Here is a 23,121-nt window from a genome sequence, read left to right as displayed (position 1 = left end):
ACACAACAAGCGAGGCCTTAGTGGCCGAACTTCTTGCGGATCTGCTGGACGGTGCGCAGCTGAGCTGCAGCCTCGGCCAGACGTGCGGCAGCAGAACCGTAATCGAATTCCGCGCCCCGCTCATGCAAGGCCTTCTCGGCAGCCTTTACGGCTTCCTGAGCGGAGGCTTCGTCCAGGTCGGCAGCACGTTGCACGGTGTCGGCAAGAACCTTGACCATGTTCGGCTGAACCTCGAGGAAGCCACCGGAGATGTAATACACCTCCTCTTCCCCGTTCTGCTTGACCAAGCGGATCGGACCTGGCTTCAGATTAGTGATCAGCGGCGCGTGACCCAGAGCGATACCAAGATCACCCAGTGCACCGTGCGCAATCACCATCTCGACCAGGCCGGAAAAGATTTCCCCTTCCGCGCTGACGATATCGCAATGGACTGTCATAGCCATGATTGCCTCAACCTAAATTAGCGCCCGTTGCCGGGCGCTGGGATTACAGTTTCTTGGCTTTCTCGATCGCTTCTTCGATGCCGCCAACCATGTAGAACGCTTGTTCTGGCAGGTGGTCGTAGTCACCGTTGAGGATGCCTTTGAAGCCAGCAATGGTGTCTTTCAGGGAAACGTATTTACCCGAAGCACCGGTGAAGACTTCAGCCACGAAGAACGGCTGCGACAAGAAACGCTGGATCTTACGAGCACGGTTTACCAACTGCTTGTCGGCTTCCGACAGCTCGTCCATACCCAGGATCGCAATGATGTCCTTCAGTTCTTTGTAGCGCTGCAGCACGTACTGAACACCGCGAGCGGTATCGTAGTGTTCGTTGCCGATCACGTTCGGATCCAGCTGACGCGAAGTCGAGTCCAGTGGGTCTACCGCTGGGTAGATACCCAGGGAAGCGATGTCACGGGACAGAACGACGGTGGCGTCCAAGTGGGCGAAGGTGGTCGCTGGCGACGGGTCAGTCAAGTCGTCCGCTGGTACGTATACGGCCTGGATCGAAGTAATCGAACCTTGCTTGGTCGAAGTGATGCGCTCTTGCAGCACGCCCATCTCTTCAGCCAGGGTCGGCTGGTAACCTACTGCGGAAGGCATACGGCCCAGCAGTGCGGATACTTCAGTACCGGCCAGGGTGTAACGATAGATGTTGTCGACGAACAGCAGAACGTCGTTACCTTCGTCACGGAACTTCTCGGCCATGGTCAGGCCGGTCAGTGCCACGCGCAGACGGTTTCCCGGCGGCTCGTTCATTTGACCGTAAACCAGTGCCACTTTGTCCAGAACGTTGGAGTCCTTCATCTCGTGGTAAAAGTCGTTACCCTCACGAGTACGCTCACCCACACCGGCGAACACGGAATAACCGCTGTGCTCGATGGCGATGTTACGGATCAGTTCCATCATGTTTACGGTTTTGCCTACACCGGCACCACCGAACAGACCAACTTTACCGCCCTTGGCAAACGGGCAAACCAGGTCGATAACCTTGATGCCGGTTTCCAGCAGCTCGTTGCCACCGGCTTGTTCTGCGAAGGTAGGAGCGGCGCGGTGGATACCCCAGCGCTCTTCTTCGCCGATCGGACCAGCTTCGTCAATCGGGTTGCCCAGTACGTCCATGATCCGGCCCAGGGTCGCTTTACCGACCGGTACGGAGATGGCTGCGCCAGTGTTGTTGACGTCCAGACCGCGCTTCAAGCCTTCGGTGGAGCCCATCGCAATGGTACGAACCACGCCGTCGCCCAGCTGTTGCTGAACTTCCAGAGTGGTTTCGGCGCCTTGAACTTTCAAGGCGTCGTAGATGCTCGGTACGCTGTCGCGTGGAAATTCCACGTCGATAACGGCGCCGATGATTTGAACGATACGTCCGCTACTCATAGCTGGATCCTCTGAATATTTGAACCGTTAAACCGCGGCAGCGCCGCCGACGATTTCCGAGATCTCTTGGGTGATCGCAGCCTGACGCGCCTTGTTGTAGACCAGCTGCAAATCGCTGATCAAATCACCGGCGTTGTCGGTAGCGTTCTTCATCGCGATCATCCGCGCAGCTTGTTCAGCCGCGTTGTTCTCGACCACCGCCTGGTAGACCTGCGACTCCACGTAACGGACCATCAAGCCGTCGAGCAGCTCCTTGGCATCCGGTTCGTAGAGATAGTCCCAGTGATGCTTGAGTTCTTGATCCGGGGTTGCCACCAGCGGAACCAACTGCTCCACGGTAGGCTGTTGTGTCATGGTGTTGATGAACTTGTTGGATACCACGGACAGGCGGTCAATACGGCCGTCCAGGTAGGCATCCAGCATCACCTTGACGCTGCCGATCAGATCATTGATCGACGGCTCTTCACCCAGGTGGCTGATAGCTGCAACGACGTTACCGCCGAAGTTACGGAAGAAAGCCGCACCCTTGCTACCAACTACACACAGATCGATCTCGACGCCTTTTTCGCGGTTTACCGCCATGTCCTTGACCAAAGCCTTGAACAGGTTGGTGTTCAAGCCACCACACAGACCACGGTCACTGCTCACTACGACATAACCGACGCGCTTTACTTCACGGTCGATCATGAACGGGTGGCGATATTCCGGGTTAGCGTTGGCCAGATGACCAATAACCTGGCGGATGCGCTCCGCATAAGGACGGCTAGCAGCCATGCGCATTTGTGCCTTGCGCATTTTGCTGACCGCCACTTTTTCCATGGCGCTGGTAATCTTTTGCGTGCTTTTGATGCTCGCAATCTTACTGCGAATCTCTTTTGCGCCTGCCATGTAACACCTATCAGGTTAGCAAGCGGGAGCCTTGCGGCTCCCGCTGCGGCTTACCAGGTTTGGGTGGCCTTGAACTTCTCGATACCGGCTTTCAGGCCGCCATCGATTTCGTCATTGAAGTCACCCTTCACGTTGATCTTCGCCATCAAGTCGGCGTGATCGCGGTTGAAGTAAGCAATCAGCGCTTGTTCAAAGCTGCCGATCTTGGCGATTTCGACGTCAGTCAGGAACCCACGCTCAGCGGCATACAGCGACAGCGACATGTCGGCGATCGACATTGGCGCGTATTGCTTCTGCTTCATCAGCTCGGTAACGCGCTGACCATGCTCAAGTTGCTTACGGGTCGCTTCGTCCAGGTCAGAAGCGAACTGGGCGAATGCCGCCAGTTCACGGTACTGAGCCAGAGCGGTACGGATACCACCGGACAGCTTCTTGATGATCTTGGTCTGAGCGGCACCACCCACACGGGATACCGAAACACCGGCGTTCACTGCAGGACGGATCCCGGAGTTGAACATGGCCGATTCCAGGAAGATCTGACCGTCGGTGATGGAAATCACGTTGGTCGGAACGAACGCGGAAACGTCGCCAGCCTGGGTTTCGATGATCGGCAGTGCGGTCAGGGAACCGGTTTTGCCGGTCACTGCGCCGTTGGTGAACTTCTCTACGTACTCTTCCGAAACGCGGGATGCGCGCTCCAGCAGACGGGAGTGGAGATAGAACACGTCGCCTGGGTAAGCTTCACGGCCTGGTGGACGGCGCAGCAGCAGGGAAATCTGGCGGTAAGCCACTGCTTGCTTGGACAGATCGTCATAAACGATCAGCGCGTCTTCACCGCGGTCGCGGAAGTATTCGCCCATGGTGCAACCGGAGTACGGTGCCAGGAACTGCAGTGCAGCCGATTCGGAAGCACTGGCAGCAACGATGATGGTGTTAGCCAGTGCACCGTTTTCTTCCAGCTTGCGAACCACGTTGGCGATGGTCGATTGTTTCTGACCGATCGCTACGTAGACGCAGAAAATGCCGCTGTCTTTCTGGTTGATGATCGCGTCGATCGCCAGAGCGGTTTTACCGATCTGGCGGTCACCGATGATCAGCTCACGCTGGCCACGGCCGACCGGGATCATGGCATCGACAGCCTTGTAGCCAGTCTGTACAGGCTGGTCTACCGACTTACGCCAGATCACGCCTGGAGCAACTTTCTCGACCGCATCGGTCTCGGTGTTGTTCAGCGGACCTTTGCCGTCAACTGGGTTACCCAGTGCGTCGACAACGCGACCCAGCAGTTCCTTACCAACCGGAACTTCCAGGATGCGGCCAGTGCACTTGGCGCTCATGCCTTCAGCCAGAGACTGGTATGCGCCCAATACAACGGCACCTACGGAGTCCTGCTCCAGGTTGAGTGCCATACCGAAGACGCCGCCCGGAAACTCGATCATCTCGCCGTACATGACGTCGGCCAGACCGTGAATCCGCACGATACCGTCAGATACGCTGACGACAGTGCCTTCGTTACGGGCTTGGGAGGTCACATCGAGCTTGTCGATGCGGCCCTTGATAATTTCACTTATTTCGGAAGGATTGAGTTGCTGCATTGCTCTGCTGCCCCTTCAAACTCAAGATTTCAATGCTTCGGCTAGTTTCGCGATTTTGCCGCGAATCGAGCCATCGATAACCAGGTCGCCGGCGCGGATGACAACACCCCCAATAAGGGATGAATCTTCCTCGACTTGCAGGCGCACTTCCCGGTTGAGTCGTGCACTGAGAACCTTGGCGAGTTTGTCTTGCTGTTCTTGGTTCAATGCAAAAGCACTGGTCACTTCTACGTCTACCGATTTCTCCTGCTCGGCCTTGTACAGGTCGAACAGGTTGGCGATCTCCGGCAGTAGCAGGAGACGGTCGTTTTCGGCAACGACGTGGATGAAATTCTGTGCCTTGGCATCGAACTTGTCGCCGCACACGTCAATGAACGTGGCGGCCTTTTCTGCGCTCGTCAGTCGCGGGGCCTTGAGCACGCGCTGCATGGTGTCGTTTTGCGACACCGCTGCTGCCAGGCCGAGCATGGCTGACCAATTGGCCAGTTGCTGGTGGGCCTGAGCGTGCTCGAAGGCCGCCTTAGCGTAAGGTCGGGCCAACGTGGTCAGTTCTGCCATGATCGCCCTCGCTTAGATTTCAGCAGCCAGTTGGTTAACCAGCTCTGCGTGCGCGTTTTGATCGATTGTGGCACCCAGGATCTTCGCGGCACCGCCAACGGCCAGGCTACCCACTTGGGCGCGCAGCGCGTCTTTGACGCTATTCAGTTCCTGTTCGATCTCGGCCTGAGCCTGAGCCTTCACACGGTCAGCTTCGACGCGAGCCTGTTCACGGGCTTCGTCGACGATCTGAGTACCGCGCTTCTTGGCTTGCTCGATGATTTCAGCTGCCTGAGCTTTCGCTTCGCGCAGTTGTTGACCCGCTTTCTCTTGGGCCAACTCCAGGTCGCGAGCTGCTCGGCTGGCAGCGTCCAGTCCATCCGCGATCTTCTTTTGACGTTCGTGCAGTGCCGTGATGACCGGAGGCCATACGAACTTCATGCAGAACAGTACAAAAATCAGGAACGCAACGGACTGGCCAATCAGGGTCGCATTAATGTTCACGCCAACACCTCGCAGTTACGTTGTCCATCACACCAAATTACTCGGAAGATCCGAGTAATTAGCCAGCGATCTGACCAACGAACGGGTTCGCAAAGGTGAAGAACAGAGCGATACCAACACCGATCATGGTTACGGCGTCGAGCAGACCGGCAACGATGAACATTTTAACTTGCAGCATTGGAACCATTTCTGGCTGACGCGCTGCGCCTTCCAGGAACTTGCCGCCCAGCAGGCCGAAACCAATTGCGGTACCCAGTGCGCCCAGGCCGATCAACAGTGCAACAGCGATAGCGGTTAGACCAACTACAGTTTCCATCTTTCCTCCCGACTTTTACGTCGTATGGTTTAGGTTTTTTAGATTAAAGCGGTAAAACAAATCGTTTCAGATGCCCCGTGAGGAGCACCCTCCCGTTTGACCGGGAGGGACATCAGACTAGTCGAGACTGGTCTTAATGGTTTTCTTCGTGCGCCATCGACAGGTAAACGATGGTCAGCATCATGAAGATGAACGCCTGCAGGGTGATGATCAGAATGTGGAACACAGCCCACGCCCACTGCAGAACTACGCCCAGGCCACTGAGCCAGAGCAGACCGCTGCCGAACATCACGGCGATCAGAATGAACACCAGCTCGCCGGCGTACATGTTGCCGAACAGACGCAGAGCCAGGGAGATCGGTTTTGCGATCAGGGTCACGAACTCCAGCAGGAAGTTCACCGGGATCAGCAGGGCCTGAACGAAGATGTTCTTGCTGCCGAACGGGTGCAGGGTCAGCTCGCCGATGAAGCCGCCGAGGCCCTTGACCTTGATGCTATAGAAAATGATCAGTGCGAAAACCGAGAACGCCATACCCAGAGTTGCGTTCGGGTCGGTGGTCGACACGGCGCGGAACGGGATGTGGTGATCGCCGGTGATCAGGATGGCCAACTGAGGAATCCAGTCGACCGGTACCAGGTCGACGGCGTTCATCAGAAACACCCAGACGAAGATGGTCAGTGCCAGCGGCGCAATCACCGGGCTACGGCCATGGAAGCTGTCTTTCACGCTGCCATCGACGAATTCGACCAATACTTCAACAAAGTTTTGCAAAGCCCCTGGCTGACCGGAAGTCGCCTTCTTGGCCGCCATGCGGAAAAGAAGAACGAAAATCAGACCCAGTGCGACCGACCAGCCGAGAGTATCGACGTGGAAAGCCCAGAAGCCCATTTCCTTGGCTTCTGCTGCGGTGTGGGCAAAGCCCCAGCCGCCGGTAGGGTGCTGACCGAAAGTCAGGTTCTGCAAGTGGTGCTGGATATAGCCCGAAGCGGTTGTTTCTGCCATGGTTGCCTCAAACGCCCTAAGGTCTCGAAAGTCTTGTTCTCATCAGCAGGGGCGCGAACCAGCTGACCAGTTGGGTCAACACGAAGACGCCGAATACAGCTAGCGGCGCCAATGGCTTCACACCTGCAAACGTCAATGCAAAGAGCACTGCCGTCAAAATCAGTTTGCCCGCCTCGCCGGCATAAAAAGACCGGACGATGGCTTGAGCTGCTCGGGCGCCGGAAAACCGAAATGCCCTGTGAGCGAAATAAACATTGGGCAGCAAGGCTATCAGGCCTCCGCAAAGTCCCGAGTACCCGGCAACGACTCCATACCATTGCCAGAGCGCCAAAGCAGCAATGAGCAAAATGACAAATTGAGCCATTAACACCGGAAAAACTGCCAAACGATGGAACGGCAAGCGGTTTGGCGTGCGGGTTTCCATCACTATTGCTCTCCAATGGTCGGCTGCCGAAATGCAACAACTTGGCATAATTTGTGCCGACAAAATGCGCGCAGAGTATAGGGGCGGTTCAGCACCTATTCAACTATCAGGTAGTGATTTCCGACTGCGCGCTACATGAGGAAATGTTTCAGCGAATATGAGCGAGTACACCTTGTAGCTCATCCAGGGAGTTGTAGCCAATTACCAACTGCCCTTTCCCCTTCTTACCGTGGCGAATCTGCACCGCAGAGCCTAGGCGCTCGGCCAGACGCTGCTCCAGACGAGCGATATCCGGGTCCGGTTTTACCGGTTCAACAGGCTCCGGTTTACCACTCAACCACTGGCGAACCAGTGCCTCAGTTTGGCGCACTGTCAGCCCGCGTGCGACAACATGTCGCGCCCCTTCAACCTGTTGATTGTCCGGCAAACCGAGCAAAGCGCGTGCATGCCCCATTTCCAGATCACCGTGAGACAGCATCGTCTTGATGACTTCCGGCAAAGAAATCAGGCGCAACAAATTGGCCACCGTCACTCGGGACTTGCCCACAGCTTCGGCCACTTGTTGCTGGGTCAGCTGGAATTCCTGCTGCAAACGCTGCAGGGCTACCGCTTCCTCGATCGGATTGAGGTCTTCGCGCTGGATGTTCTCGATCAGCGCAATGGCGATCGCGGTTTCGTCCGGTACATCGCGGACCATTGCCGGGATCGTTTCCTGACCGGCCTGCTGGCTGGCGCGCCAACGGCGTTCACCGGCGATGATTTCGAAGCGCCCCCCCCCGATCGGGCGCACCACGATCGGTTGCATGACGCCCTGGGCCTTGATCGACTGCGCCAGCTCTTCGAGCGCCTGTGCATCCATGTCGCGGCGAGGCTGATACTTGCCACGCTGGAGCAGATCCAGCGGCAGATGTTGCAGCTCGCGTTGATCGGCTTGTATCGCTTGTTCTTCCAGCGCGCTGACAGTCGGACCACTCAGCAGTGCATCCAGTCCACGTCCGAGACCTCGTTTCTTGACGGCCATGGGGATTCCTTAAGTTGGCTGGGCAGCGGCGATGCGTGAGTTTTTGCGTTGACGACGAACCATTTCGCCCGCCAGAGCCAGGTAGGCAACGGCGCCACGCGATGATTTGTCATACGCCAGCGCCGGCATGCCGTAGCTTGGGGCTTCGGCCAGACGGATATTGCGTGGAATGACGGTCTCGTAAAGCTGATCACCGAAGTGTTCCTTGAGCTGCGCCGATACATCGTTCATCAGGCTCAGGCGCGGGTCGTACATCGTGCGCAGCAGTCCTTCGACCTTGAGATCGGGGTTCAGCAACTCGGCGATACGCTTGATGTTATCCACAAGGTCGCTCAACCCTTCCAGCGCGAAGTACTCGCACTGCATGGGGATAATGACCCCATCGGCCGCGACAAGTGCGTTCAGCGTCAGCATCGACAGCGACGGCGGGCAGTCGATCAAGATGTAATCGTAGTTTTCGCGGATCGGCGCCAACGCACTGCGCAGGCGGCTTTCCTTCATCTGCATTTCCAGCAGAACCACTTCGGCGGCGGTCAGGTCGCGGTTGGCCGGCAACAACTGGTAACCACCGTGTTCGGAGAAATGCATGGCCTGGGCCAGGTCGCATTCACCGATCAACAGGTCGTAGACCGAGTTTTCCAGACCGTGTTTATCCACACCGCTTCCCATGGTGGCGTTGCCCTGTGGATCGAGATCGATCAGCAATACCCGGCGCTTGGTCGCGACCAGGGATGCTGCGAGGTTGATGCAGGTGGTGGTCTTGCCCACACCACCCTTTTGGTTCGCTATCGCGAATACCTTAGCCATTCTTGCTTGTGTTCCCAATCATGCCGTGCGGCGCAGTATCAGCAGATGGCGTTGGCCTTGGCAACCGGGTACGGCCAGGGCGTGTTCGCTATCGAGGTGGAAGTCTGCCGGCAATGCTACCAGCTCATCGGCGGGATGAACGCCCTTCATTGCCAGCCAACGTGTTTCGGTGTCGCCGAGGTGGCGAGTCCAGTTTGTGAAGTTCTCCATGCTGCTGAACGCCCGAGAAATGATCCCGTTAAATGGCTGTGCAGGCTGGAAGGCTTCGACACGACTGTGGATAACTTGCAGGTTATCCAGTTTGAGCTCGAGTTTGACCTGGGTCAGGAAGCGGGTTTTCTTGCCATTGCTGTCCAGGCAGGTCACTTGGGACTCTGGAAACAGGATCGCCAATGGAATGCCCGGCATACCGCCGCCACTGCCCACGTCGAGCCAGCGACCGTTTTCGATGAACGACATCACGCTCAGACTATCGAGCAAGTGCCGGGACACCATTTCGTCCGGATCGCGCACGGCGGTCAGGTTGTAAGCCTTGTTCCATTTGATCAACAGGGCCAGATATCCCAGCAGCTGCGCGTGCTGGGTTTCAGTCAGAGCGACACCGAGCTGGCGAGCACCTGTGGATAACTCTTCTGCATGTTGCGAGGTGACCAACGAACTCAAGCGCTTTGCTCCAACTGACGGCCCGCGCCGCGTTTTTTCAAATGAATCATCAACAGCGAAATGGCTGCCGGCGTGACGCCCGGAATACGCGAGGCCTGACCCAAGGTTTCAGGGCGGGTCGCGCCGAGCTTGCTCTGGATCTCTTTGGAGAGACCGGAAATGTTCGTGTAATCGATATCCACAGGCAATTTGGTGTCTTCACTGGCCCGCAGACGAGCGATTTCATCCTGTTGGCGATCAATGTAACCGGCGTACTTGGTCTTGATTTCGACCTGTTCGGCGACCTGTGGATCTTCTGCACCCCCACCGGTCACGGCGATCAGACCAGCGTAGTCGATTTCCGGACGGCTCAAGAGGTTTAGCAAGTTGTATTCGTGGGTCAGCGGAGTGCCGAATTTTTCCGCAATCGCATCACCTTGCTCGGTGCCCGGACGTACCCAGGTGCTTTTCAGGCGCTGCTCTTCCAGTTCGATGCTTTCGCGTTTTTTGCAGAAGGCCGCCCAGCGCACGTCATCCACCAGGCCCAGTTCGCGACCTTTTTCGGTCAAGCGCAGGTCGGCGTTGTCTTCGCGCAGGATCAAACGGTATTCGGCACGAGAAGTGAACATCCGATACGGTTCTTGAGTACCGAGTGTAATCAGGTCATCGACCAGCACGCCGATGTAGGCCTCATCGCGACGCGGGCACCAGGCATCTTTGCCTTGCGCACGCAGTGCTGCGTTGGTCCCGGCCAGCAAACCCTGGGCGCCGGCCTCTTCGTAACCGGTGGTGCCATTGATCTGTCCAGCAAAGAACAGACCGCCGATCACCTTGGTTTCCAGGCTGTATTTCAGGTCCCGCGGATCGAAGTAGTCGTACTCGATGGCGTAGCCAGGACGCACGATATGCGCGTTTTCCATGCCGCGAATCGATTGCACGATCTGCAACTGCACGTCGAACGGCAAGGATGTGGATATCCCGTTCGGGTACAGCTCGTTGGTGGTCAAGCCTTCCGGTTCGATGAAGACCTGATGGCTTTGCTTGTCGGCAAAGCGATGGATCTTGTCTTCGATCGACGGGCAATAACGCGGGCCGATGCCTTCGATTTCACCCGCAGCGGAATACATCGGCGAACGGTCGAGGTTCGCAGCGATGATTTCGTGGGTGCGCGCGTTGGTGTGGGTAATCCAGCAGCTGACCTGTTGTGGGTGCTGCTCTTTGGAGCCCATAAACGACATCACTGGAATCGGCGTATCGCCGGCCTGCTCGGTCATCACCGAGAAATCCACAGACCTGGCGTCGATACGCGGCGGCGTTCCGGTTTTCAGGCGACCGACACGCAGCGGCAACTCACGCAGGCGTTGAGCCAGGGCGATCGACGGCGGATCACCGGCTCGACCGCCGGAAAAATTTTGCAAACCGATGTGGATAAGTCCACCGAGGAAGGTACCGGTGGTCAACACCACGGAATCGGCGAGGAAACGCAGACCCATTTGCGTGACAACACCGCGCACTTGCTCCTGCTCGACGATCAGATCGTCCGCAGCCTGTTGAAATATCCACAGGTTCGGCTGGTTTTCCAGGATTTCGCGCACTGCCGCCTTGTAAAGAACCCGATCCGCCTGAGCGCGGGTTGCACGCACCGCCGGGCCTTTGCGGCTGTTCAACACGCGAAACTGGATGCCGCCTTTATCGGTAGCCATGGCCATCGCGCCGCCGAGGGCGTCGATTTCCTTGACCAGATGGCTTTTGCCAATCCCGCCAATGGCCGGGTTGCAACTCATGGCACCGAGGGTTTCCACGTTATGCGTCAGCAACAGGGTTTTGACCCCCATACGTGCTGAGGCCAGTGCTGCCTCGGTACCGGCATGACCGCCGCCGATGACGATCACTTCAAAACGGGAAGGGAAATCCACCACGCACCTCGTGCCTGCTTAAGTAGGTAATTCAGGAATAGTTTGAGCTCAGGTTTTCGGACCTGGTCGACAAGTATAGGGACTTCGCCCTTCCTAAAGAACCCTTTGCACAAAATTTAACCAGCTGTGGAGAAGTCGGAGTTATAGAAATTAAAAAGAGAGAAATTTATTAAATCTTTGTTTTTATGTTTATTTCTACTGACCGACCTTTCTGTGGATAGATTGATACAGGCCTTTATTTTCAATGTGTACAGAGATTCAAAACCCTGTGGTCATGTGCCAAGGAGGCCCTTGGATAACCGGTGTAAGCCTGTGGATTAAAGTGGTGGTTATCCACAGAGGCGGTTATCTTCAGTTTTGAGGCCCTGTTATCAACCGCCCTTAGCGGTGGTTATTCACAGGGCTTAATCCACAGAAAACTGCGGATTGAAGGAATCCAGGGCGCAGAAAATCCGCCTGAGCAGAAAGAATTCCGCTCGGCATAGCAGGCTAGTGTGAAAAAGGGAGAGAACAGACAGGCACGAATGGCCTGTCTGTGGACAACGAGGTGGCTATTTGCCGATGCAGAAGCTGGAGAAGATCCGGCCTAACAAGTCATCGGAGCTGAATGCGCCAGTGATTTCGCCCAAAAATTGCTGAGCCAGGCGCAAATCTTCGGCGAGCAATTCCCCAGCGCCCGCCAATGTCAGTTGAGCGCGACCGTGCTCGAGGGAAGCACTGGCATGTCGCAATGCCTCGAGATGTCGCCGGCGTGCGCTGAAGCTGCTTTCCGAAGTCTGTTCGTAACCCATGCAGGCTTTGAGGTGATCACGCAGCAGCTCCAGTCCTGCGCCGGCGGACTTGGCGCTCAAACTGATGGTGACATGGCCATCGTCACTGATATCCAGGGCGATCGCTTCACCCGTGAGATCAGCCTTGTTGCGGATCAGCGTGACCTTGGCCGGATCGGGGCGGGTCTCGAGGAATTCCGGCCACAATGCAAAGGGATCAATAGCCTCCGGGGCCGTTGCATCGACGACCAGAAGCACGCGATCAGCCTCGCCAATGGCTTTCAATGCCCGCTCTACCCCAATCTTTTCCACATGATCGTCGGTGTCACGCAGTCCCGCGGTGTCGACGACATGCAGGGGCATGCCATCGATGTGGATATGTTCGCGCAGGACGTCACGAGTAGTGCCGGCAATCTCGGTGACGATTGCCGCTTCACGACCAGCCAGGGCATTGAGCAGGCTGGATTTACCGGCATTCGGTCGACCGGCAATCACGACCGTCATGCCGTCACGCAATAATGCGCCCTGCCCGGCTTCGCGCATCACGGTGGATAACTCGTCACGAACTTTGTCGAGCATGCTTAGCACGTGGCCATCGGCTAGGAAATCGATTTCCTCTTCCGGGAAGTCGATCGCGGCTTCGACATAAATCCGCAAGCCGATCAGTTGTTCGGTGAGGTGATGTACACGTGCCGAAAACGCACCTTGCAGGGAACGCAGAGCATTTCGCGCCGCCTGAGCCGAACTGGCTTCGATCAAGTCAGCAATGGCTTCGGCCTGGGCCAGGTCGAGTTTGTCGTTCAGGAAAGCGCGCTCACTGAATTCACCCGGCCGCGCGAGACGACAGCCCATCTCCAGGCAGCGCTTGAGCAGCATATCCAGAACAATAGGGCCGCCATGCCCCTGCAGTTCCAGGACATCTTCGCCAGTGAACGAGTTGGGTCCCGGGAAATACAGCGCGATGCCTTGATCCAGCACCTCGTCATTGGCGCCGAGGAACGGCCCGTAATGAGCAAATCTTGGCTTGAGCTCACGACCACTGAAGGCCTTGGCTGCAGCGTTGGCCAACGGCCCGGAAATGCGGACGATGCCAACGCCTCCGCGACCTTGGGCGGTGGCGACGGCGGCGATGGTTTCACGAGGAGCGCTCATAAACCGGTATCCAGACAAAAGTGACAGATAGCAAAACGCCCCACTAGGGGGCGTCTTGAGTGGTTATCCACAGTGTAAGTCAGGCAGCCGCTTTGGTAGCTGCTTCGATCTTACGAGTGATGTACCACTGTTGGGCGATGGACAGGCAGTTGTTCACTACCCAGTACAGCACCAGACCAGCCGGGAACCACAGGAAGAAGAAGGTGAAGATGATTGGCATCAGCTTCATCACTTTGGCCTGCATCGGATCCGGAGGAGTCGGGTTCAACTGCTGCTGGATGAACATGGTTGCACCCATGATGATCGGCAGAATGAAGAACGGGTCCTTGATCGACAGGTCAGTAATCCACAGCATGAACGGCGCTTGGCGCATTTCAACGCTTTCCAGCAGAACCCAGTACAGGGAAAGGAAAACCGGCATCTGCACGAGGATTGGCAAGCAACCACCCAGCGGATTGATCTTCTCTTTTTTGTACAGCTCCATCATGGCTTGCGACATTTTCTGCCGGTCGTCGCCATGTTGTTCCTTCAGCGCGGCCAGTTTCGGAGCCACAGCACGCATACGAGCCATGGATTTGTAGCTGGCGGCCGACAACGGGAAGAAAATCCCTTTGATCAGCATGGTCAGGAAGATGATCGACCAGCCCCAGTTACCCACAATGGCGTGGATATGTTGCAGCAGCCAGAAGATCGGTTGAGCGATGAACCACAGGATGCCGTAGTCAACGGTCAGTTCCAGACCTGGGGACAACTGTTTCAGTACAGCCTGGCTTTTCGGACCGGCGTACAGAACAGCGCTGGTTTCAGCCTTGGCACCTGGCGCAACGGTCAAGGACGGACCGGTGAAACCAATGATGTAGTTGCCTTTGCTGTCTTTACGGGTCTGGACGACGTTGTTTTCGCCCTTGGCCGGAATCCAGGCAGTCACAAAGTAGTGTTGCAGCCAGGCTACCCAACCGCCGGTCACGTTTTCTTTGAGTTGCCCTTTGTCCATGTCCTTCATGGACACTTTCTTGTACGGCTCGGAACTTGTCCACAGGGCGGCGCCCAGGTAAGTCGCAGTGCCGGTGGCGGTGCTGGACGACGGATCGGAGCTGGCATCACGCTTCAGTTGCGCGAACATTGCACCGGACCAAGGCTGAGTGCTCTCGTTGTCGATCAGGTAGGAAACGGTTACGTCATACAGGCCGCGTTTCAGAGTGAAACGCTTGATGTAGTTGACGCCATCCTTGCTGAACTTCAGGTCCACGACCAATTGGTCCTGACCGTCAGCCAGTTGATAGATCTTCTTCTCCGAGGAGTAAACCGGACGACCGGCAGGACTTGCGTCCGGGCCGTTGCTGCCGATCAAGCCACTCTGAGCCAGATAAGTCCGCTCGTTGCCGTTATCGAACAGCTGGAATGGAATTTCCGGATGGTCCTGGCGACGTGGATACAGCGGCAACTTCAGTTGGGCGACATCACCACCTTGTGGATCGATGGCCAGATCGAGCACATCCGTTTTGATCTGGATGAGGTCGGTGCTCGCCGCTACCGGAGTTTCGGCAGGTGCGCTGGTATCGTTTGCGGCGTGCGGAATGTCGTCACTGACGGACGCTTTATTGCCAGTTGCCGTATCCGGGAGGCCCGGTGCGGAAGTACTGGAAGCAACATTCTGAGTCGGCAGGGCAGCCTGGCCATAGTCCTGGTTCCATTTAAGAACCATAACGTAGGACACGATTGCCAGGGCGACGATCAGGATCGTGCGTTTGATATCCATGATTACTCGGCCATCGAAGAAGAACGGGAGGTAGGGATAGGTGGAACCGGGTCATAACCACCGGGAGTCCACGGATGACAGCGACCTAAACGACGAAAGGTCAGCCAGCCACCGCGCAGAAGGCCATGATTTTCAATGGCTTCTAACGCGTAGCAGGAACAACTGGGGTAGAAACGACAGTGATTGGCCATCAGGGGACTAATGGCATAGCGATAAAACTGGATCGGAACGAGTGCCAGTTTACGCATCTGGACTGTCTACCCCTACAGTTTCGGTTTTGACTGCTGGTACCGGCGTGCTGCGTGCCAGTCGTTTCCAGAGCTTTCCGAAATGCTGAATCAATTCGGGGTTTTCTACGTCACCCAAACCTTTGCGCGCGACGATAACAATGTCCCAACCGACCAGTGAATCCTGGTGCAGGCGAAACGATTCGCGCATCAGACGTTTGAGGCGATTGCGCTCGACGGAGAGCTTTACGCTCTTTTTCCCGATAACCAGCCCGAGACGGGGGTGATCAAGATCGTTGTTGCGCGCAAGGAGCAGGAGATTTTTCCCCGGAACCTTGCCGGTAGGGGAGTCAAAGACTGCCTTGAAATGCCGGGGAGTAAGCAGACGCTTTTCCCGACTGAAGTCCTGACTCACCTCCAGTGCCGGATTATCAAACGGCCAGACGCGCACGACCTTTGGCGCGACGACGCGACAGGACGGCACGACCGTTCTTGGTAGCCATGCGAGCACGGAAACCGTGGGTACGAGCGCGTTTGATAGTGCTTGGTTGGAAAGTACGTTTCATTGTCGTGTTACCTGGTTCGTCCACAACGGGCCGGAATGGCCCCCGTTTTAAGAGACCGGGGATTCTAGAGAAAGCAAGCCTCTAGGTCAATTTCCAACCAACGTTTCCTTATAAATAGATCTCTGGACGTTTTGCGGTGCGACCGCCCTTAGCCAAACATAAAATTAAAGAAGGAAAGTATTTAAAGCTTTTCTGTAAAGCTTATAAAAGCTAGGGCCACGGTCATCTGTGGATAACTGGCTTCAGCCCTTTTAACACCTGATGTACAGAGAATGACAACTACAGTGGAAAACCGTGTTAAGCCTGTGCTGCACTGTCGGATAACCTGTGTGCGAAAGGGCGTCTTATCCACAGGCCGGTTATCCACCGAGTTTCCCCCCCAGTTGTGCAATGAGCTCAGACCCGGTTATCCACAGACCTTATACACAGACCATTGGTCGTCTTTTTTGCGTATAAAGCGTTGATTCTTCTTGGCCGGTGATCAAGCTTCATGTGGATAAGTCAGCGTCTGGTCGCTACAATGGCCGCTTGTTTTTGCCTCACCGGCTTTCAACTTAGGGGATATCCGTGTCAGTGGAACTTTGGCAGCAGTGCGTGGAGCTATTGCGCGATGAGCTGCCTGCCCAACAATTCAACACTTGGATCCGTCCACTACAGGTCGAAGCCGAAGGCGACGAGTTGCGTGTCTATGCGCCCAATCGTTTTGTGCTGGACTGGGTCAATGAAAAATACCTGGGCCGCGTCCTGGAGTTGCTGGACGAGCATGGCAATGGCATGGCGCCAGCGCTTTCCTTATTAATAGGCAGCAAACGCAGCTCGGCACCGCGTGCCGCACCGAATGCTCCGCTGGCGGCTGCAGCATCCCAGGCTCAGGCTGCGGCTGCACCGGTCAGCACTGCACCGCCGGCGTTGGCACCGACCAAGCGTGCGACGCAAAAAGTCGCCGAAGTTACTGAAGAAGAGCCTTCGCGCGACAGCTTCGATCCTATGGCGGGCGCCAGCTCCCAGCAGGCACCGGTTCGTTCCGAACAACGCACCGTGCAGGTCGAAGGCGCGCTCAAGCACACCAGCTACCTGAACCGTACCTTCACCTTCGAAAACTTCGTTGAGGGCAAGTCCAACCAACTGGCCCGGGCCGCGGCCTGGCAAGTGGCGGACAACCCCAAGCATGGTTACAACCCGCTCTTCCTTTATGGCGGTGTCGGTTTGGGTAAAACCCACTTGATGCACGCTGTGGGTAACCATCTATTAAAGAAGAACCCGAACGCCAAGGTTGTGTACCTGCATTCCGAGCGCTTCGTGGCTGACATGGTCAAGGCCCTGCAACTGAACGCGATCAACGAGTTCAAGCGCTTCTACCGGTCGGTGGATGCATTGCTGATTGACGATATTCAGTTCTTCGCCCGCAAGGAACGTTCCCAGGAAGAGTTTTTCCACACCTTCAACGCTCTGCTAGAAGGTGGTCAGCAGGTCATTCTCACCAGTGACCGCTACCCTAAAGAAATTGAAGGCCTTGAAGAGCGCCTCAAATCCCGCTTCGGCTGGGGCCTGACGGTAGCCGTCGAGCCGCCGGAGCTGGAAACCCGTGTGGCGATCCTGATGAAGAAGGCCGACCAGGCCAAAGTCGAACTGCCCCACGATGCGGCGTTCTTCATTGCCCAGCGCATTCGCTCCAACGTCCGGGAACTGGAAGGCGCACTCAAACGCGTGATTGCCCACTCTCACTTCATGGGCCGCGACATCACCATCGAGTTGATTCGCGAGTCCCTCAAGGACTTGTTGGCGCTGCAAGATAAACTGGTCTCTGTGGATAACATTCAGCGCACGGTCGCCGAGTACTACAAGATCAAGATCTCCGACTTGCTGTCCAAACGCCGTTCGCGTTCGGTCGCCCGTCCACGCCAGGTCGCCATGGCGTTGTCCAAGGAACTGACCAACCACAGCCTGCCGGAAATTGGCGATGTGTTTGGCGGTCGCGATCACACGACGGTTTTGCACGCCTGCCGCAAGATCAACGAACTTAAGGAATCCGACGCGGACATCCGCGAGGACTACAAGAACCTGCTGCGTACACTGACCACTTGATGAACACCAGCGCAGCTTATTAAGGCAAGGGACTAGACCATGCATTTCACCATTCAACGCGAAGCCCTGTTGAAACCCCTGCAACTGGTCGCAGGCGTCGTCGAGCGCCGCCAGACCTTGCCGGTGCTCTCCAACGTGCTGCTGGTTGTCGAAGGCCAGCAACTGTCGCTGACCGGTACCGACCTGGAAGTCGAGCTGGTCGGTCGTGTTCAACTCGAAGAGCCTGCCGAACCAGGTTCCATCACCGTGCCTGCGCGCAAACTGATGGATATCTGCAAAAGCCTGCCGAACGATGCGCTGATCGACATCAAGCTCGACGAGCAGAAGCTGGTGGTAAAGGCCGGTCGTAGCCGCTTCACCCTGTCGACCCTGCCGGCCAACGATTTCCCGACGGTCGAAGAAGGTCCGGGTTCGCTGACCTGCAGCCTTGAGCAAAGCAAACTGCGTCGCCTCATCGAGCGCACCAGTTTCGCCATGGCCCAGCAGGACGTGCGTTACTACCTCAACGGTATGCTGCTGGAGGTCTCTGCCGGTGTCATTCGCGCTGTCGCCACCGACGGTCACCGTCTGGCCATGTGCTCGATGCAGGCCGACATCGGTCAGCCGGATCGCCATCAGGTCATCGTGCCGCGCAAAGGTATCCTTGAACTTGCCCGACTGCTGACCGAACCGGACGGCATCGTCAGCATTGTCCTGGGTCAGCACCACATTCGCGCCACCACCGGCGAGTTCACCTTCACCTCGAAACTGGTCGACGGTAAATTCCCGGATTACGAACGCGTTCTACCCAAAGGCGGCGACAAGCTGGTACTCGGTGACCGCCAGGCGCTCCGCGAAGCGTTCAGCCGCACCGCGATTCTGTCCAACGAGAAGTACCGCGGTATCCGCCTGCAACTGGCGAATGGTCAGTTGAAGATCCAGGCTAACAACCCGGAACAGGAAGAGGCGGAAGAAGAAGTCGGCGTTGAATATAACGGTGGCTCCCTCGAGATCGGCTTTAACGTCAGCTACTTGCTCGATGTGCTGGGCGTAATGACTACCGAGCAGGTTCGTCTGATCCTGTCCGACTCCAACAGCAGTGCGCTGGTGCAAGAGTCCGACAACGACGATTCGGCCTACGTTGTCATGCCGATGCGTCTGTAATCATGCTCAGCAGAAGCTAGATGTCCTTAAGTCGCGTCTCGGTCACCGCGGTGCGCAATCTGCACCCGGTGACCTTCTCCCCCTCCCCCCGAATCAATATTCTTTACGGCGCCAACGGCAGCGGCAAAACCAGTGTTCTGGAGGCCATACACCTGCTGGGGCTTGCCCGTTCGTTTCGCAGCACCCGTCTGTTACCGGTCATTCAGTATGAGCAATTGGCGTGCACGGTGTTCGGGCAGGTCGAGCTGGCCGAGGGTGGGCATAGTGCGTTGGGCATTTCGCGCGACCGCCAAGGGGAGTTTCAGATCCGCATCGATGGGCAGAACGCTCGTAGCGCAGCTCAGCTCGCGGAAATCCTGCCATTGCAGTTGATCAACCCTGATAGCTTTCGCTTGCTTGAAGGCGCGCCGAAGATTCGTCGACAGTTTCTCGACTGGGGCGTGTTCCACGTGGAACCCCGTTTCATGTCCACCTGGCAGCGCTTGCAGAAGGCCCTGCGCCAGAGAAACTCTTGGCTGCGGCATGGTACACTTGACGCCGTTTCGCAAGCGGTTTGGGACAGGGAGCTGTGCCAGGCCAGCGCTGAAATTGATGAATACCGCCGCGCTTACATCAAAGCCTTGAAACCAGTCTTTGAACAGACCTTGAGCGAACTGGTTGAGCTCGAGGGCTTAACGCTCAGCTATTACCGGGGTTGGGACAAGGACCGTGAGTTGAGCGCTGTGCTCGCCGGGTCCCTTCAGCGGGATCAGCAAATAGGGCATACCCAGGCCGGACCACAACGCGCTGATTTGCGCCTCAGATTGGGCGCTCATAATGCCGCGGATATATTGTCCCGCGGCCAGCAGAAGTTGGTGGTCTGTGCATTGCGGATTGCCCAGGGGCACCTGGTCAGCCAGGCCCGTCGCGGTCAGTGTATTTATCTGGTGGATGACTTGCCGTCCGAACTGGACGAGCGGCACCGCCGCGCGCTTTGCCGCTTGCTGGAAGACTTACGCTGCCAGGTGTTTATCACCTGTGTAGATCACGAATTATTGAGGGAAGGCTGGCAGACGGAAACGCCAGTCGCTCTGTTCCACGTGGAACAGGGCCGTATCACCCAGACCCACGACCATCGGGAGTGAAGGCATTGAGCGAAGAAAATACGTACGACTCAACGAGCATTAAAGTGCTGAAAGGCCTGGATGCCGTACGCAAACGTCCCGGTATGTACATTGGTGACACCGACGATGGCAGTGGTCTGCACCACATGGTGTTCGAGGTGGTCGATAACTCGATCGACGAAGCGCTGGCCGGCCACTGCGACGACATCAGCATCATCATCCACCCGGATGAATCCATCACCGTTCGCGACAACGGCCGTGGCATCCCGGTAGACGTGCACAAAGAAGAAGGCGTTTCGGCAGCCGAGGTCATCATGACCGTACTGCACGCCGGCGGTAAGTTCGACGACAACTCCTACAAGGTATCCGGCGGTCTGCACGGTGTGGGTGTGTCGGTTGTGAACGCATTGTCCGAACAGCTGGTCCTGACCGTACGCCGCAGTGGCAAGATCTGGGAACAAACTTACGTTCATGGTGTTCCGCAGGAACCGATGAAGATTGTCGGTGACAGTGAAAGCACCGGTACCCAGATCCACTTCAAGGCTTCCAGCGAAACCTTCAAGAACATCCACTTCAGCTGGGACATCCTGGCCAAGCGGATTCGTGAACTGTCCTTCCTCAACTCTGGTGTTGGCATCGTCCTCAAGGACGAGCGTAGCGGCAAGGAAGAGCTGTTCAAGTACGAAGGTGGTCTGCGTGCGTTCGTTGAATACCTGAACACCAACAAGACTCCGGTCAACCAGGTGTTCCACTTCAACATCCAGCGTGAAGACGGCATCGGCGTGGAAATCGCCCTGCAGTGGAACGACAGCTTCAATGAGAACCTGTTGTGCTTCACCAACAACATTCCACAGCGCGATGGCGGTACTCACCTGGTGGGTTTCCGTTCCGCACTGACGCGTAACCTGAACACTTACATTGAAGCCGAAGGCCTCGCGAAGAAGCATAAAGTTGCCACCACTGGCGACGATGCCCGTGAAGGCCTGACGGCGATCATTTCGGTGAAGGTGCCGGATCCGAAGTTCAGCTCCCAGACCAAAGACAAGCTGGTGTCTTCCGAAGTGAAGACCGCGGTCGAACAGGAAATGGGCAAGTACTTCTCCGACTTCCTGCTGGAAAACCCGAACGAAGCCAAGCTCGTGGTCGGCAAGATGATCGACGCCGCCCGTGCCCGTGAAGCGGCGCGCAAGGCTCGTGAGATGACCCGTCGTAAAGGTGCGCTGGATATCGCCGGCCTGCCGGGCAAACTGGCTGACTGCCAGGAAAAAGACCCTGCCCTGTCTGAACTGTACCTCGTGGAAGGTGACTCTGCTGGCGGCTCCGCCAAGCAGGGTCGTAACCGCAAGACACAGGCCATTCTGCCCCTCAAGGGCAAGATCCTGAACGTTGAGAAGGCGCGTTTCGACAAGATGATCTCTTCCCAGGAAGTGGGCACCTTGATCACTGCGCTGGGTTGCGGCATCGGTCGCGACGAGTACAACATCGAAAAGCTGCGCTATCACAACATCATCATCATGACCGATGCTGACGTCGACGGTTCGCACATCCGTACCTTGCTGCTGACCTTCTTCTTCCGTCAGTTGCCGGAGCTGATTGAGCGTGGCTACATCTATATCGCTCAACCGCCGCTGTACAAGGTCAAGAAAGGCAAGCAAGAGCAATACATCAAAGACGACGACGCCATGGAAGAGTACATGACGCAGTCGGCCCTGGAGGATGCGAGCCTGCACTTGAACGAGGAAGCACCGGGTATCTCCGGCGAAGCCCTCGAGCGTCTGGTGAATGACTTCCGTCTGGTGATGAAGACCCTCAAGCGTCTTTCGCGCCTGTACCCACAGGAACTGACCGAGCACTTCATCTACCTGCCGGCCGTCAGCCTGGAGCAGCTCTCCGATCACGCAGCGATGCAGGATTGGCTGGCTCAGTACGAGGTGCGTTTGCGCACCGTCGAGAAGTCCGGCCTGGTCTACAAGGCCAGCCTGCGTGAAGACCGTGAGCGTAACGTCTGGCTGCCAGAGGTCGAGTTGATCTCCCACGGCCTGTCGAACTACGTCACCTTCAACCGCGACTTCTTCGGCAGCAATGACTATAAAACCGTCGTTTCCCTGGGCGCCCAACTGAGCACCTTGCTGGACGATGGCGCGTACATCCAGCGTGGTGAGCGCAAGAAGCAGGTCACCGAGTTCAAGGAAGCCCTTGAGTGGTTGATGGCTGAAAGCACCAAGCGCCACACCATCCAGCGATACAAAGGGTTGGGTGAGATGAACCCGGATCAGCTGTGGGAAACCACTATGGACCCAAGTTCGCGCCGTATGCTCAAAGTCACCATCGAAGACGCCATTGGTGCAGATCAGATCTTCAACACCCTGATGGGTGATGCGGTCGAACCTCGCCGTGACTTCATCGAAAGCAACGCCTTGGCGGTTTCCAACCTGGACTTCTGATCCAGTGTCGATGGGCACATTAAGTGTCGCAAGTGGGCGGGTTATTGTCGCCTTCTAAAGAAAACCCTGGCCTTGGTGTCAGGGTTTTTCTTTGTGGCCTAGCCTAGTCAAAGTGATACACACCATGCTCCAAGCCCTTGTTGGGTTTTTATGGGCGATGTGACGGAACACATTTGCGGCTTCATCGAAAGGAACCGCATCCTTGGTTGGTTGGTTGGTTGGTTGGTTGGTTGGTTGGTTGGTTGGTTGGTTGGTTGGTTGTAGGTGGGCAAAGTTATTTGCGCTTTCGGACAAAGTAAACTGAAACGAAAAGCCCCCGGTGGATCAATCCACCGGGGGCTTTTCGTTTCAAGGGA

22 protein-coding genes are annotated in these 23,121 nt (G+C 56.6%); 4 read left to right on the top strand and 18 right to left on the bottom strand.

All coding sequences use genetic code 11. From position 1 onward, the window contains the following. Positions 1 to 17 precede the first annotated feature (17 nt). The 18 genes from BLV61_RS15550 to rpmH all read right to left on the bottom strand — a co-directional run bounded on the left by BLV61_RS15550 (position 18) and on the right by rpmH (position 15,990). On the bottom strand, positions 18 to 443 hold the full coding sequence (locus tag BLV61_RS15550) for a F0F1 ATP synthase subunit epsilon (RefSeq protein ID WP_047535482.1): 426 nt from the start codon (positions 441 to 443) through the stop codon (positions 18 to 20). Positions 444 to 486: 43 nt separating this feature from the next. Further along, positions 487 to 1,863 carry a F0F1 ATP synthase subunit beta gene (atpD, locus tag BLV61_RS15545; protein WP_047535485.1) on the bottom strand — a complete coding sequence of 459 codons (1,377 nt, stop codon included), beginning with the start codon at positions 1,861 to 1,863 and terminating at the stop codon, positions 487 to 489. A gap of 27 nt (positions 1,864 to 1,890) precedes the next feature. Beyond that, entirely contained in the window at positions 1,891 to 2,751 is an 861-nt protein-coding gene (gene atpG / locus BLV61_RS15540) for a F0F1 ATP synthase subunit gamma (protein WP_090466264.1), read from the bottom strand. A gap of 50 nt (positions 2,752 to 2,801) precedes the next feature. Next, a complete protein-coding gene (gene atpA, locus BLV61_RS15535) occupies positions 2,802 to 4,346 on the bottom strand; it encodes a F0F1 ATP synthase subunit alpha (protein ID WP_047535490.1) in 1,545 nt (514 codons plus the stop codon). A 21-nt stretch (positions 4,347 to 4,367) separates the two neighbouring features. Further along, a complete protein-coding gene (locus BLV61_RS15530; protein ID WP_047535492.1) occupies positions 4,368 to 4,904 on the bottom strand; it encodes a F0F1 ATP synthase subunit delta in 537 nt (178 codons plus the stop codon). A gap of 12 nt (positions 4,905 to 4,916) precedes the next feature. Further along, the gene (locus tag BLV61_RS15525; RefSeq protein ID WP_047535495.1) at positions 4,917 to 5,387 is read right to left on the bottom strand and encodes a F0F1 ATP synthase subunit B; all 471 of its coding nucleotides are present in this window, start codon (positions 5,385 to 5,387) and stop codon (positions 4,917 to 4,919) included. Positions 5,388 to 5,445: 58 nt separating this feature from the next. After that, positions 5,446 to 5,703 carry a F0F1 ATP synthase subunit C gene (gene atpE / locus BLV61_RS15520; protein WP_003097235.1) on the bottom strand — a complete coding sequence of 86 codons (258 nt, stop codon included), beginning with the start codon at positions 5,701 to 5,703 and terminating at the stop codon, positions 5,446 to 5,448. Positions 5,704 to 5,836: 133 nt separating this feature from the next. Continuing rightward, entirely contained in the window at positions 5,837 to 6,706 is an 870-nt protein-coding gene (gene atpB, locus BLV61_RS15515; protein WP_047535606.1) for a F0F1 ATP synthase subunit A, read from the bottom strand. A 16-nt stretch (positions 6,707 to 6,722) separates the two neighbouring features. Beyond that, complete coding sequence (locus BLV61_RS15510) at positions 6,723 to 7,130, bottom strand: F0F1 ATP synthase subunit I (protein ID WP_047535609.1); 408 nt, start codon at positions 7,128 to 7,130, stop codon at positions 6,723 to 6,725. A gap of 148 nt (positions 7,131 to 7,278) precedes the next feature. Then, positions 7,279 to 8,151 (bottom strand): ParB/RepB/Spo0J family partition protein, encoded by an 873-nt coding sequence (locus BLV61_RS15505; RefSeq protein WP_047535612.1) that lies wholly within the window; start codon positions 8,149 to 8,151, stop codon positions 7,279 to 7,281. Between the two features lie 9 nt (positions 8,152 to 8,160). After that, positions 8,161 to 8,958 (bottom strand): ParA family protein, encoded by a 798-nt coding sequence (locus BLV61_RS15500; protein ID WP_047535615.1) that lies wholly within the window; start codon positions 8,956 to 8,958, stop codon positions 8,161 to 8,163. 18 nt (positions 8,959 to 8,976) lie between these two features. After that, positions 8,977 to 9,621, bottom strand: coding sequence for a 16S rRNA (guanine(527)-N(7))-methyltransferase RsmG (gene rsmG / locus BLV61_RS15495; protein WP_090466262.1), 645 nt, complete (start codon positions 9,619 to 9,621; stop codon positions 8,977 to 8,979). Then, positions 9,618 to 11,516 carry a tRNA uridine-5-carboxymethylaminomethyl(34) synthesis enzyme MnmG gene (mnmG, locus tag BLV61_RS15490; RefSeq protein ID WP_090466260.1) on the bottom strand — a complete coding sequence of 633 codons (1,899 nt, stop codon included), beginning with the start codon at positions 11,514 to 11,516 and terminating at the stop codon, positions 9,618 to 9,620. Before mnmG ends, rsmG begins: the two co-directional genes overlap by 4 nt. Positions 11,517 to 12,067: 551 nt before the next feature. Further along, a complete protein-coding gene (gene mnmE / locus BLV61_RS15480; RefSeq protein ID WP_090466258.1) occupies positions 12,068 to 13,438 on the bottom strand; it encodes a tRNA uridine-5-carboxymethylaminomethyl(34) synthesis GTPase MnmE in 1,371 nt (456 codons plus the stop codon). 79 nt (positions 13,439 to 13,517) lie between these two features. Then, positions 13,518 to 15,197, bottom strand: coding sequence for a membrane protein insertase YidC (gene yidC / locus BLV61_RS15475; RefSeq protein ID WP_090466256.1), 1,680 nt, complete (start codon positions 15,195 to 15,197; stop codon positions 13,518 to 13,520). Positions 15,198 to 15,199: 2 nt separating this feature from the next. Then, entirely contained in the window at positions 15,200 to 15,445 is a 246-nt protein-coding gene (gene yidD / locus BLV61_RS15470; protein ID WP_081997972.1) for a membrane protein insertion efficiency factor YidD, read from the bottom strand. Continuing rightward, positions 15,438 to 15,839: a ribonuclease P protein component gene (rnpA, locus tag BLV61_RS15465; RefSeq protein WP_027926203.1), complete on the bottom strand. Its 402-nt coding sequence runs from the start codon at positions 15,837 to 15,839 to the stop codon at positions 15,438 to 15,440. The genes yidD and rnpA overlap by 8 nt, the downstream gene beginning before the upstream one ends. A gap of 16 nt (positions 15,840 to 15,855) precedes the next feature. Continuing rightward, positions 15,856 to 15,990: a 50S ribosomal protein L34 gene (gene rpmH / locus BLV61_RS15460; RefSeq protein WP_003213577.1), complete on the bottom strand. Its 135-nt coding sequence runs from the start codon at positions 15,988 to 15,990 to the stop codon at positions 15,856 to 15,858. 567 nt (positions 15,991 to 16,557) lie between these two features. On the opposite strand from rpmH, the gene dnaA reads away from it, so the two are divergent. Genes dnaA through gyrB form a run of 4 tightly spaced genes read left to right on the top strand, consistent with a single transcriptional unit; the run spans position 16,558 to position 22,765 of the window. Next, positions 16,558 to 18,075, top strand: coding sequence for a chromosomal replication initiator protein DnaA (gene dnaA / locus BLV61_RS15455; RefSeq protein ID WP_090466254.1), 1,518 nt, complete (start codon positions 16,558 to 16,560; stop codon positions 18,073 to 18,075). A 39-nt stretch (positions 18,076 to 18,114) separates the two neighbouring features. After that, on the top strand, positions 18,115 to 19,218 hold the full coding sequence (gene dnaN, locus BLV61_RS15450) for a DNA polymerase III subunit beta (protein WP_047535626.1): 1,104 nt from the start codon (positions 18,115 to 18,117) through the stop codon (positions 19,216 to 19,218). Positions 19,219 to 19,238: 20 nt separating this feature from the next. Further along, positions 19,239 to 20,342 carry a DNA replication/repair protein RecF gene (gene recF / locus BLV61_RS15445; protein WP_090466253.1) on the top strand — a complete coding sequence of 368 codons (1,104 nt, stop codon included), beginning with the start codon at positions 19,239 to 19,241 and terminating at the stop codon, positions 20,340 to 20,342. A gap of 5 nt (positions 20,343 to 20,347) precedes the next feature. Continuing rightward, positions 20,348 to 22,765: a DNA topoisomerase (ATP-hydrolyzing) subunit B gene (gene gyrB, locus BLV61_RS15440; protein WP_047535639.1), complete on the top strand. Its 2,418-nt coding sequence runs from the start codon at positions 20,348 to 20,350 to the stop codon at positions 22,763 to 22,765. Positions 22,766 to 23,121 lie beyond the last annotated feature (356 nt).

The organism is Pseudomonas mohnii, assembly GCF_900105115.1.
GTDB classification, from domain to species: Bacteria; Pseudomonadota; Gammaproteobacteria; order Pseudomonadales; family Pseudomonadaceae; genus Aquipseudomonas; species Aquipseudomonas mohnii.
The sequence above is the reverse complement of the archived record's forward strand: the minus strand, read 5'-3'. Positions and strand labels throughout refer to the sequence as shown.